A 13635-nucleotide genomic window follows, 5' to 3' on the forward strand; every position below is an offset into this window, starting at 1 on the left:
ATAGAAGGCCATACACCTAGGTATAGCCTTCTCAGACCTTAATAAATCATTTAATTAATGCCAGATCACTACATTCCATTTTATACCGTCACCTGTTTGCTTATAGAGTATACGTACTGTATTACTCGCCCCACCAGTTGCGCCTACATAGACGGAATTCCATCCAGAATAATTACCAGAAGAAGCACGATTTTCAAGAACATGATCTCCCCTTGCTTGCAACCTTGCTAATGCAGTTGTATCCCCATTATTTGCATCGGCAATGTCATTTAATATTTGATTAGCAATTGTCTTTTCATTTTTAGTCAAATGACGTGAACTTGAACTTGCACCGTCCTTCACTTTAACTATATCATTTAAAGCTGACCTCGGATTTCCAGCACCCAATTTAATCCCTAATAATTGTTGGGGAGAAGGACTAATCTCACAATTATGAACCCAAATCCCCAGATTCGACACAAAGTACGAATGAAAGTCCGCAACCTCAAAGTTATAAACCGTTGCTTCGCGTGACTCTTTCTCGATCTTGTCTATTGCCAGTTTAGTCCCATCACTCGAAACAAGCAAATCGCCGACTTTCAGGTCTTTTACAAACGTCCAACCCTTCCCATCAAGCCAGAATGGATGCTCGCCTGTGGCCTCGATGATTTCATCTCCGATGTGGACGTAATAGATTTCGTCAGCCTGTTTCTGGAACAGTCCTACGACTTCTTTATACGCCACTTCTCCGGTCTCATCATCCTTAGAGAGAACCTTATCCCCTACCTCAATTTCCTCGATAGGTTTCTCCCCTTCGTCTGTCAGAACCTTGGTTCCTGCTGTAAAGCAGTTACATTCGTAGATGAGTTTTTTCGTTGTTTTAACAGATCCCTCACCAAAAATATTCTTCAGCTTCGAACCCGCCCAAATAACGCCCTTCGTGCCATATTTACCCGCATGCTTCAGACCTGGAATCGGAATAATGCTCAGCGTGGCTCCAATTCCTTCGCCCCAACGGTCTCCCGCCGAGAGATGTTCACCGGTAATATAGTTATTACCCGTAAATGCCTGCTGGAAGCCTTTCACCGTGCCTACCCATGGCACAAGATCAGCAAGGAAGCTTCCCCCTTGCAGCCATGCGGAGTCACCATCACGGCTTAAGCCAAATGGATCAACATAGGATATCGGATTGCCATTTACATACGCGTAACGGTTCAGCGTTTGTGAATCGCTAATCGAACCTGTCAGTACATCCCGGTTGATGAAACGTTTGATTTCGGGATTGTAATAACGCGCACGCATATGGTACAGGCCATTTGCGTCCGTTGCAACGCCATCCCGTCCATTATACTGGAACGGCTGCTCTATCGTGCCCATATGACGGATTTGTTCACCATACGGTCCGTATTCATACGTATCGGTTATCACGCCGTTGTCATCCGTCAGAGCGACTGTGCTTCCACGACGGTCATAATGATACGTGACATAGCTGCCATCCGCTGCCTCGCGGCCAATTAATCCGAGACCGTACACATAATACGCCGTCGGATTGCCTTGACCATCGGTCTCCATCAGCACCTGGGATAATACAGCTTGCGGATTTACAACATAACGAGTCGTTACCCCGTTTACAGTGACGGAGGTACGTACGTTTTCGCTATTGTAGCCATAGCTGATGCCGCCTGCTTCCATTAGTCGGTTGCGCGCATCATAGCTGTAGCTTTGCATGCTGCCAGCAAGCGGACCGGTGATCATGTTTCCATCCTGATCATACACGACTGCATTCCCATTATAGGTCGCCAGACGATTGTCCGCTGTGTAGGTCATTTCCGTGTTGCTCATGCCAGGCGGAAGCTGCATTTCTGCTGATTCCGGCTGCAAGCCAGCAGCCTCTCCTGGTACGTATACACTGCCCGACACATTGCCGTTTACGTTCTCACCTACACTTAATCCGTTCAAGTATACACTGTCGGTGACGGTTGGACCGCCATTTTCGCTGATGACATTGCCAACCGCATCATAGCCATACGTATACGAAAGAATTATGCTGCTATCCAAGCCAATGTCGTTAATCGTCAACAATTGACCCTTCGCATCATACGTTCTTGTTTCCGTTGTGCCATTAGGTCGAAGCGTTGATGCAAGACGGCCATTGGCATCATAGCTGTAAGCTGTTTCGCGGCCGTTCCAATCGGTTACGCTCGTCATGCGGCCTGCACGGTCATACGTGTAGGAAACAGTTTTGTTATCTGGATAGGTCAGCATGATCATATTGCCTGCTGCGTCATAGCTGTATTTAATGACATTGCCGAATTCATCGGTATATTGCACGACGCGGTCCAGCTCATCAAATACACGCGTTAAGGCTTTGCCCTGCCCATCCGTTACCGCAGTTATATTGCCGTTCGCATCATACGTATAGCTGACTTCACCAGCTTGATCTACGAACTTGCTAAGTCTTGACGCTGCGTCATAGTTATAGGATGTCGTCAGTCCGCGACCATTCGTCTCCACATCCGGCAAGCCTAGAGCATTATACGTGTAAGTCGATGTTTCGCCAGCTGCATTCGTTTCGCCAATTAATCTTCCTGCCAAATCATACGTATACGTCGCCGCATTCTGATTCGGATCGGAGTAGCCGATGACTTGGCTTAATGAATCGTAGCTGCGGCTTGCTTCACCTTTAAGCGCATCGCTTACGGTCGTCAAACGACTCAGATCGTCATAAGCGAATGTAGTAGAACGATTCATTGGATCAATCGTTTCAACGAGACGATTAAGTTCATCGTACACATAAGTTTGCGAATGATTCAGCGCATCTTTAATGGTGACCGGATTACCCTTCGCATCATAGACAACCTCGTAGACTTTGGTATTGTCCGCATTATAGGCTTCTACAAGACGATAGAGGGAATCATACACATAACGAACACTTTCTCCTTCTGCATTCGTCTGAGTCAGCACATTGCCGACTGCATCATAAACAATGTTCACACTGTCGCCAAGCGGATTAATGGCTTCAATCAAACGGCCCTCCGCATCATAAATGAGCTGCGAAGCTTGATTCAATGCATTCACAACCTGTGTCAGATTGCCATTGTTATCATAGGTATAATGTGTCGTGTTGCCACGCGCATCAACCTCTGACGCAAGGAAGCCTTGCTTGTCATAAGCATACGAGTACGCATGTCCCAGTGCATTCGTATCGCTTAGCAGCTGATCATCTGCATTGTACACGAGCTGGCTTGTATTTCCTGCCGCGTCGGTTACGCTTGCCATTCTTCCGGCTGTGTCATAACCATACGTCGTAACCTCGCCCGCCGCATTGTTCATGCTAACCAGTCGTCCATCACTATACGTATAGGAGGTTTGCGCACCTTTTGGATCAGTAGCCGACAATAACATGCCAGCTGCATCATACGCATAGGTAGTCACTTGTCCATCTGTATCCGTTACAGATATCAAACGGTTCATATTGTCATACGTATACGTAATCGTATTGCCATCAGGGCCTGTTGCGCTGAGCAAATTGTCCATATTGTCATAGGTCATATTGACCTGCGCACCTGTATAATCGGTGGAACGAATCAGATTTCGCCTGTCATCATAAACATAGCTGATCGTCTGATTTAGCGGATTAGTCGCGGTTAGGCGATTGCCCTGCGCATCATACGAAAAGGTCATTTTATTCCCTAAGCTGTCTTCCGTTTGGAGCAGTTGGTACTGCGCATCATGCGTGAGCTTCTGCACATCGCCATTACGATTGGTAATGGTCGTAATTAGCTGCTTGTCCTTCTCTTCATAGCTGAACGTAGTTGGAGCATGCCTCGCAACAGCATCCTGCTGCTTGATGACGCGTCCTTCATTATCATACGTATTCTCGAACAGCTGGACGCCCTCGCTCGATGCGCTGACAATCCGATTGCTGCTGTCGTAGCTGTACGTCGTCGTATTTCCTGCCGCATCGGTTATTTCGCTCAAACGACCGACTTCATCGTAGGAGAATTGCACGGAACGTGCCGCCGGATCAACAACCTTAGCCACTCGGCCTGCCGCATCGTAGCTTAGCGTCAATGCCGCTCCCGTCAATGGATCACTGATTGTCGTTAAGGCACCATCCGCTGCATAACCAAATGCCAGCTTCAGCCCGCTTTTCTCTTCAATTTCAGTCAAGCGCCCTGCGGCAGTGAAACGATAGAATGTACCGTCATTGCGTTCAAGCACATAGGTACCATCCGCAGTTTTCGTCAAATGATCCAATCTGGTTGCTTTATCCGCTGACGAATAGCCGCCGTTCGCTAATTCCTTAAATACATTTGAGCGGAAGGCATTCCAGTAAACCGTTACGTTGTTTGTGCCAACCTCCAGCTTCATCTCGAAATTATGGCTCCAGCCGACTCCCAGATCGCCAGTCCCCGTCAATAACGAATGATATTGGGCCTGAAAAGGAATCGGAACCGCGCCATGCGCCGTAAGCAAGGTGCGATTAATAATTTGCGCTCCCGTGGCCGTATCAATCGGATCAGCATGGAATGTCTGTGGATCATAGTCCGACGGGTCCAGCGTCTTCACTTTGTCCGCTGCGCCAATGCCGGATATTGGTGTATCATCTGCTCCAGGAAAGCTCAAATCAATGGCACCAAATGGTGCAAATACGAGATATTCCGCACCACTTGTATTCGTAATCAGCACCGTTGTTCCCGTTCTTATATTTAACGGACTTTGACCCGGCATCTCGCTGCCAGAGCCTCTGCGATACGTGAAGGAACCGCCCGCTTTAAGCGAATGAGTAAATATAGTCATATTTTTAGCCTGAACGGTTTGATTGGCCTTCAGCATTTCCTGCTCAAGTGCTGGATTATTGCGGTTTATGAGACTGAAGGACTCATAAGGTCCCCAAATACTTAACGATTGACTAAGAGGGCTCGTTATAACCATCTTTTCAGCTAGAACAAGCTCGTGCGTTGCTGCTGTATCACGAGAATCGAAACCAAGCACTGTTCCTTGGCTATCATACGATGCCCAGTCCATTGTGCCACTGCTCGTAAAGGACCAAGCCTTCGGGCTGGTATTCGTCAGCTCGACCGTCTTCTTGAAGGAAATCGGAACAATTCGCAGGGCCGGCTCTTCCTGCTCCGTTACAAGGAAAGCAAGCGCACCGCCCGTTACAACAGTTCCGGTACCAATCCGGCTCGTGATGACTAGCTTATGGCCTGTCGGTACGCTTATAGCTGTATTAGTTGCCTCTCTCAAATAGCGTACAGGTGCTCCTGCGCTATCATACAAAGCGTAATCGTATTTTCCGCTAAGGTTGATCGTAGACGCACCGCTCGATTGATTTTTCACCACCAGCGTTTCGCCTATTGCCAAAGCTTTCACAAACTCATTAGCATTGCCGCCATCGGTTACGTTGATCGCATCGGTTGGCGCCATAACCGTTATAGGAGCGACATCCGCGTTGGTAATCAGCATCCGCTCTGTTGAGTCAATCACACGTGGGTTCACCAAGCTGCCGTTGCCAAAACGCTGCATATTCCCCCATAAATCATAAATCTGATAGTCATATTTTCCAATGATCCGCAGATTGAAAGAATCCGGTGAAATATTGCGCAGCGAATAGGAAGCTCCTGGATCAAGCGACTTAATCGTTACCGCCCGAATCATTCTTGAGGTAATGTCGAAAGCATCATAAGCACCGCTAACGGTGACCGTGTGCGTAGCAGATGGGGTCAGCACAAACTTCGCATCAACGGAAATAATTTGCTCTTCCTGCGTTGCCCCAGCTCCATAGCTGTTAACGGAGCCATCTGCTGCATATTCGGCATGATCATATGTGCCGTCTAAATACAGGCTCATTCTTTTATTCGTTTTTTGCTTAATTTCCAGCGTCCCATCTCCGGAGAGCGTGCGGACAAAAGAAACGGGATTCGCCCGATTGCTAATTTGGAACAAATCATATGCGCCAAAAGCAACCATATTGGTAGTGCCGCTGTTCATAATGGCCGCTTTTTCACCTACAGTGACAGCCTGTCCAATAGAAGCGTTCCGCTCGCGGTAGTAGCTTTTAATATCGCCTGCTGCATCGTACAGCGCCAAATCATAGACGCCTGTCATTTTCACATTGGCATCCTTCGTACCGGTGTAAGCAGCCTCAAAGCTGCTGCCCGGCTGAAGCGTACGCTCGAATAAGGCAGGGTTCGTACGATTCGTCAATTGGAAAGCATCATAAGCGCCTTCAACCGTAATGGCTAAGGAATTAGCATTCGTAACCGCAATGCGATTTCCTGACGAAATAACCTCAAGCGCTGCCGTTTGATCCCGTCCGAGCTCCCTGACATCCTGATTCACAGCAAATTCAACGAAATCATATAGGCCGCTCGGGTATACCTCATAAGGAGTCAGCTCCTTGTTTGTCGCTTCAAAGCTTTCGCCTGGAGCTAGCGTACGCTGAAACGTTACCGGATTCGTACGGGCATTGTTGTCAAAAACATCATAAGCGCCGTAAACGACGATGGACTGAACATCCGTGTTCATAACCGCAATTCGCTGCCCTGTATTCACCAATCTATTTTTAATGATGTTTTGCTGCCTTGCATAGGTTTTTAAACCATTTTGATCAAAAAGCGAATAATCATATTTGCCCGTCATATGGACAGAGGCATCATCCACTCCTTTAAAAACAGCCTCCATGCTTTGGCGAGGCGCAAGGGTTCGTTCAAAAAGAGCAGGATTCGCCCGGCTGGTCAATGCGAATACATCATAGGGCCCTTCAATAGCCATAGAAGAAGCCTGTGCATTCGTAACCGCCAAACGATTGAGCCCAGACACATTTTTGACCGTTGTACCATGCTCACGCTCGACATCGGTTACATCATTAGCAGCATCATATTGCGCCAGATCATAAAGTCCTGTCGAATAAACCGGGAACAGCTTGCCCGTCTGATTTCGCAGCTCCATGCTCTCATTTGCCGTTAATACTCTGCTAAATGTAACCGGATTAGCCCTGCTCGTGATCGCAAACAGCTCGTAAGGCCCATAAACCTCCATCGCCGTTGTTCCGGTATTCATAACGGAGACATGTTTACCTGCATCCACATCACGGTAAGCAATCGTGCGCCCGCGTGCATAGCTGTCTGGATTGCCAGCGGCATCATAATCCATAACATCGTGCTTGCCTGTCAGATCCACACGTTCATTATAAGTGGATGTATTCTTAGCCTGAGCGCTTTGCCCAACTGCAAGCTCCTTCACAGCCAAGGCTGGGTTCGTGCTCGATTGCACTAGCGTCACATCATAAGGCGTAAGAATTTGCAGCACGGAGCTCCCGCTGCCTGTCAGCGTTATCCGTTCCGAGTTATAAAGAATTTGTCCGAGAGAGGTTTCCTTGCGCTTCGATGAGCGCGGCTCTCCTGTCGGTTTATAACTGGCCTGATCGTACGTTCCTGACATATTTAAATGGAACAACGTCGGGCTTGTATTTGTCAGGCGCATGCTCTGCCCATTGGCCAAAAAGCCCTTGTAAAGCGCAGGAGCTGATCGGTCCGTTAAGCGAAAAGCATCATAAGGGCCCGATGCAACAATCGGCGCCGTACCGCTGTTGGAAATGATGATTCGCTCCGTATCATCCACAATATGGCTGTCCGCCGTCTGCGGATTGCCGAATTCGCTCACTGCATTTCCCGTGTCATAGGTGACATAATGATGCTGATTGTTCAAGCTGACTGTAAATGATTTAAGAGAAATATTATCCGCCTGAACGGTTTCCCCTGCTACCAGTGTCTTATTAAAGCTGACCGGGTTAGCGCGAGCTACGAACCTAAAGGCATCATAAGGCGCAATAATTTCCGCTGCCACGCTGCCCACATTCGTAAAGGCGGCGCGTTCTCCCGCACTGATGCTGAAGCTGCCTAAAGAACGTTTTGCATAATAATTATTAATGTTCCCTGAGCTGTCATACATCGCGTAATCGTACAGGCCATTCATCGTAAAGGAGCCATTGCCCGATAAGCGATTCGTCGCTTCATAGCTTTGTCCTACTGCTATTGAACCAATAAAAAGGGCTGGATCTGTGCGGCCCGTGAAGGTGAATCCGTCTGGAGGCCCGACGACTTCGGCTGTACCTCCATCTGTCTTGGTAATGACGATGCTGCCGCCAGCAGGAATGGTCTTTGTCCCTGCCGTTGTCGTTATTTTCCGACCATAATCGGCGACGCTGCCATTAGCGCTATATTGTGCAAAATCATATGCCCCTTTTAAATTTAGGGTATAGCTTTCGGAGGATGTATTTTTAACTAGAACACTTTGACCACTGGTCAGCGTCTGCGTATAAAGCGCAGGGTAAGCACGTGCTTTAGTTGGAAGCGCATCATAGGGACCCTCGATCACGAGCGGTACGTCCGAATAGTTGCTCACAATTATTTTCCGCCCAGCAGTCAACATATCTGATGTGTAGCCTGTATGACCATAAGAGTCGAGAACGCCTGCGGCATCGTAAATCGCATAGTCATAATTTTTATGGGTGAAATACATCGTGAACGTATAAGGGGTCACATTTAACGCTTCTAAATGCTGACCCTGCTGCAGAGTCTTTACAAAAACCGCTGGATTAGTACGGCTAGCGAAAGAGAACACCTCATAAGGCGCCAGCACCTCATAGCTCGTTGTTCCCGTATTCGTAATCGCGATGCCTTCCCTTGCTGGAATCGTCATTGTTCCGCCAGCATGAGTACGGTCATAGGTATTGGGAATATCATTGGCATTGTAATCGGCATGGCTGTTTTTGCCGCCTACGTCAATGCTTTCCGATGATGTGATTAGATTTGTAGCCTTCATGCTCTGCCCTGGAAACAGCAAATATTTTTTCAAGGCAGGTGTAGAGGTGTAGCTTGCACCAAGCTCTCTAGTTACCGTCTTCAGCACAACTCCGCTTGCTGACGTATTCGTAATAACGAGCCGCTGCCCGCCTACGATGCTAAGCGACTTTTTGCCTGTACCTTGGCCAAAGTTGACAACTGACCCATTGGCTGCATAACGGGCATAATCATAAGACGTGCCTTCAGCGGTTACCGCTGTAGTGGATGCAGCAAAACTGGAGGTTACAACCGCCGATGAATAACCGGGAACGGTATAATTAAGAGGAGCTGCATAGGTGACATTCGGCTTCACTAGGAAACCGACCGTAAAAGCTAAAGCTAGACAGGCTAAGGTCAGCCATTGTATCGTTTTGCGTATCATTATGGCTGCCTCCGGTTAATTGTGAAGTCATCTACATAAAAGCCAACAGTTGCATCGGAGCTTTCGACATACAGAGAAAGCTCCGATGCATCTCCGCTATAGCTGTAAGGACCTTCAAGAATAGCCCATTCTCCAGCTTTTACGACGTTTACACTGACGTTATCGTAGTAATCCGCACCTTCTGCTGTCTTTCTATGAATCGTCATTAGCAGATTGGCTGGTGCAGCTTCGCCGAGCAAACGGAAAGCCGCTCTCACCGTGTAGGACTGATCCGCTTGCAAGGATCCCGTCAAATTCAATAGCGGTCCCTGCCACTCTGCCGTGCGATTGGTTACCTTAAGACTGCGTTGTCCACTGCTGGCTGCCTCATCCGAATTACGGAGTACGACTCCTTCTCCAAGCGCATTCCAGCCTTGCAAGCTGCCATCTTCAAAATCATGACTGACGACAGGAGGAGCCGCTTCATGCTTCTTCACCTGAAACTCATCCAAATAGAAGCTGGCCGTGGCGTTTGCACTTTCCATATAAACGGTAAGATTGGTTACCTCCCCCGTAAAGGTATAACCCCCTTCGAAGAAAGCCCAGCCATCTGCCGTCACATGGCTCGCACTAATATTTTCATAATAATCCGTACCATCCGCCGCTTTGCGATTCATCGTTAATAAAATATCAGAGGATGGCGTTCCTTCCGCAAGCTTAATTTTGCCGCTAATGTCGTAAGTGACCCCTTTCTTCATGCTTGAGGTCAAATTTAGAATGGGGCCTTGCCAGGACGCCGTTCTTTCTGAAATTTTGAGGCTGTGGCTTCCCGCACTGGCTGCCTCCTGAGAATTGGCTACCACAACACCATCGCCCTGTGCGCTCCAGCCTTGCGTGGTTCCATCTTCAAAATCATGCAATAGCGCATCAGGTGAAGGCGTAGGTAAAGGAGCAACATAAGCATCAATACTCGCATCGTCCAAATAAAAGACGGCTGTATCGCTTGCACTTTCCAAATAGAGAGACAGATTAGACGCCTCTTGGCTGATCATATAGACTCCGTCTAATACAGCCCAGCCATCAGCAGTAACCGTTTGGGTATTCAAATGGTCATAAAAGCTGGTTCCATCAGCCAATGTCCGTTTAATGGTCATCATGATTTGTGTCGATTCCTCACCTTGAGGAAGACGTACAGCTGCTTTAATGCGGTAGCTCTTTCCTTTCTCTATCGATGGGGTTACATCAAGTATCGGGCCTTGCCATGACGCTGTGCGGTTGGTGACTTTCAGACTGTGTTTCCCACTGCTGGCTATGTCCTGCGAATTAATGAGCTGCACACCATCGCCTTGCGGGGCCCAGCCTTGGGAGGTGCCATCTTCAAAAGTGTGGAGAAGGCCTGTTCCACTAACGGGAGGAGTCACTGGGGGAACTATGGCAGCTGACGTATACTTGGAAGAAAGCATATTTCCATTTTTGTCATAAACATATTCCACGCGATCGCCATTGTCATAATCTACAGCTACCAGACGATTAAGCTCATCGTACGTATACGCAGCCGCAAAAGCCGATGAACTCAGCAAACCAAACATAACCAATGCAAACATACTAATCTTGCCCCACAAGGTGAAACGGCTGCCGCTGTCCTCTGGCGGTGCAGCGCGCTTCATTCCAAGAAATATAGAGAAAGGATGAAAATCATCTACTTTCCTATATTTAGAAAAATACGTAAAACCTTTTAACAGGCGACTTCGCCCCCTGCTTTCTCTTGCTTCATCCTGCATGTCATCCATCCTTTTTTGTCATTAATTAGGTTCAATCTTCACTATACAGACATTTCCAATCCTTTTCATTGAGGGATTTTGTCGAATATAGCTTTAAGATGTCGAATCATGTGAACAAATTTTGTTTTAACGACATTTTTCTCCTTTTTATTTTCCTTTTCGAGGTTTTAAAACAAAAAAATAGAACGATTTGTTAACCGTCTATGAAGACAGTTAAACAAGTCGTTCTATTGTTATATCCACGCTACGCTATGGAATCTCTGCTAGCCCTCCAACACGGCCTCGCCACCTGAAGCATAATGCAATATCCGCTCAAGCGTCGCTTCCTCTGTTAACATCGTATGACGAATCGAGCCTTCGTGCATGACGGCAATTCGGTCGGACATGCCGAGCATTTCCGGAATATCGGAGGACAGCATAATGATCGATTTCCCGGACAGCACCAGCTCATTCATAATGTTGTAAATGTCTATTTTGGAGACGACGTCAATGCCCGCTGTCGGCTCTTCAATAATGAAAATACGGGCATTGCTGAACAGCCATTTGGCTAAAATGACCTTCTTCTGTTTGCCGCCGCTGAGATGCATCGGCCGCTCCGTCTCTTCGCCTGTAATTTCCAGGCGGTCCATCAAATCTCTCGCATAAGCGGCTTCCTGTCCGCTGCGTATAAATCCGACCCGCGACACGCGCGGGAGATTCGTCAGCGTAATATTTTCCGCTATCGGCGCATTTAAGATTAGCCCTTCCTCCGCATGCAGTCCCGTCACATAACAAATGCCATTGGCCTTCGCCTTATGAGGCGTCATCGCCCTAAAGGTACGCCCATTCAAATGAATGGCACCTTCATACGGCCCCTCTATGCCAAAAAGCACCTTGGCGAGCGTCCGCCTCCCCGCTCCGCCAAGCCCGGCAATCGCCAAAATCTCGCCTCTGCGCAAGCGCAAATTAACATTATTCAGCCTTCCCGCCACGCTCAGTCCTTCCGTTCGCAGCAGCTCGCCGCCGAGCTGCACCTTCAGCTTCGGATAGCGGTTATGCAGCTCCTTGCCCGCCATCGCCTCCATGATTTCCGGCATGCTTGCCGCATCATTCATGCGCCAGGTCCGAATCACGGCACCATCGCGCAGCAGCGTAGCCTGATCGGCAATATGCTGGAGATCCTCCATGCGGTGGGAAATGTAAAGGATCGCCACTCCCAGCTTTTTCACATGGCGAATAGCCTCGAACAGCCGCTCACATTCCTGATTGTTAAGTGCGGCCGTCGGTTCATCCATAATAATGATTCGGGCCTGCTGGGACAGCGCCCTGATCAGCTCAACGAAACGCTGGTCGCCGATGGACAGTGTATTCACACGCGCCCGGGAATCGACCGCCATGCCAAATTGCTGCAAATAGCAAGCGGTCTGTTCATGCAGCCGCTCCCAGTCGATCAGCTTCGGCCATAACAACGGCTTCAAAGGCTCGCGGCGCATAAAAATATTTTCCGCAATGCTCAAATCCTGAAACAGCCGCAGCTCCTGATGAATTGCCGCAATGCCGAGCTCCTGCGCCTCATTCGGGCTACCAATGCTGACAAGCTCCCCACCAAGCGCAATCTCTCCAGAGTCTGGCGGAAAAAGTCCGGCTAATATTTTCATCAGCGTTGATTTGCCCGCCCCATTTTCCCCAATTATCGCGTGAACCTGGCCGATTTCAATCGTCAAATGGATGCCATCCAGCACCGTCGTTTCATTAAAGCGCTTTCTAATATTTCGCAGCGTCAATAATTCGCTCAACTTCGTTCTCTCCCCCGCAGGACTACTCCAGCTCAAACGTCGTATACAGCTTGATTCCATGTTCAAAATAATATTTTTTATATTCGGCTGGCAGCTGTTTATTTGTAATTACTTTGCCCGCCATCGTCAGCTCGCCAAGCTTCGCAAAGCCCGGCACATCAAATTTCGTATAATCCGCTGCTATAATAATTTCGCTCGCCATGCGCTGCACGCTCTGAATCATCATCGCTTCCTCATAGCTCTCTACCGTATAGCCCGCCTGAAAATGAGCCCCCTTCACGCCAATAAACGCCTTCTTCACATAAATGCCGCTTAGCGTCTGCAGCGCAAAACCGCCTATGAGCGTAGAGGTGCCCGCAATTAAATCGCCGCCTGTCAGCATAACCTTCACACCTTGCGTATCTTTAAGCGCTAATGCGACTAGCAGATCATTCGTGACGACCGTCACTTTCTTCTCCTTCAAGTGCTTGGCAATTTCCAAACAGGTTGTACCCGTCCCGATAAAAATAGCTTCGCCGTTCTCAATATGCCGCGAGGCAATTTGTCCAATAAGCCGCTTCTCGCCCTGCAGCTTGTCATCTGCTACCATTGTCGGCATGCCCGGCTGATCTTCCTCATTCAGCACGGCACCGCCATATATTTTCACCAAAAAACCTTGCTGCTCCAGCTTGTCGAGATCCCGCCGAATCGTTACCTCGGTCACCGAGAAACGCTCGCTCAGCTCCACAACGTCAACGCGCTTGTCTTTTAATAAAATTTGTTTGATTTTTTTGATTCTTTCTATCGCAAACATAAGGTATGCTCCACTTTCTATGAATGATTCTTATGGTGCGATTATAGCATATTTCTGTTTGTTTGTGATTGGCCCTCTGCCCTCCCTAATAACG

General features: G+C 48.3%; 4 protein-coding genes and 1 pseudogene. All 5 read right to left on the reverse strand.

From position 1 onward, the window contains the following. Nucleotides 1-54 precede the first annotated feature (54 nt). Nucleotides 55-1164 carry a polymorphic toxin-type HINT domain-containing protein gene (locus tag AC50YG_RS05845; RefSeq protein ID WP_494826334.1) on the reverse strand — a complete coding sequence of 370 codons (1110 nt, stop codon included), beginning with the start codon at nt 1162-1164 and terminating at the stop codon, nt 55-57. After that, nucleotides 1150-9213: pseudogene (locus tag AC50YG_RS05850) on the reverse strand (RHS repeat-associated core domain-containing protein); the annotation flags it as partial. The gene AC50YG_RS05845 and the pseudogene AC50YG_RS05850, both read right to left, overlap by 15 nt. After that, on the reverse strand, nt 9213-10973 hold the full coding sequence (locus tag AC50YG_RS05855) for a carbohydrate binding domain-containing protein (RefSeq protein ID WP_494825400.1): 1761 nt from the start codon (nt 10971-10973) through the stop codon (nt 9213-9215). The pseudogene AC50YG_RS05850 and the gene AC50YG_RS05855, both read right to left, overlap by 1 nt. Before the next feature lie 263 nt (nt 10974-11236). After that, nucleotides 11237-12748 carry a sugar ABC transporter ATP-binding protein gene (locus AC50YG_RS05860; RefSeq protein ID WP_494825402.1) on the reverse strand — a complete coding sequence of 504 codons (1512 nt, stop codon included), beginning with the start codon at nt 12746-12748 and terminating at the stop codon, nt 11237-11239. A 22-nt stretch (nt 12749-12770) separates the two neighbouring features. Next, nucleotides 12771-13541 carry a DeoR/GlpR family DNA-binding transcription regulator gene (locus AC50YG_RS05865; protein ID WP_473758328.1) on the reverse strand — a complete coding sequence of 257 codons (771 nt, stop codon included), beginning with the start codon at nt 13539-13541 and terminating at the stop codon, nt 12771-12773. Nucleotides 13542-13635 lie beyond the last annotated feature (94 nt).

The sequence above is a fragment of the Paenibacillus sp. J31R34 genome, assembly GCF_059383715.1.

Bases quoted from the DNA above. Each gene is read 5' to 3' on its own strand.
- AC50YG_RS05855 (WP_494825400.1), bottom strand. From the start codon at position 10,973: ATGCAGGATGAAGCAAGAGAAAGCAGGGGGCGAAGTCGCCTGTTAAAA.
- AC50YG_RS05865 (WP_473758328.1), bottom strand. From the start codon at position 13,541: ATGTTTGCGATAGAAAGAATCAAAAAAATCAAACAAATTTTATTAAAA.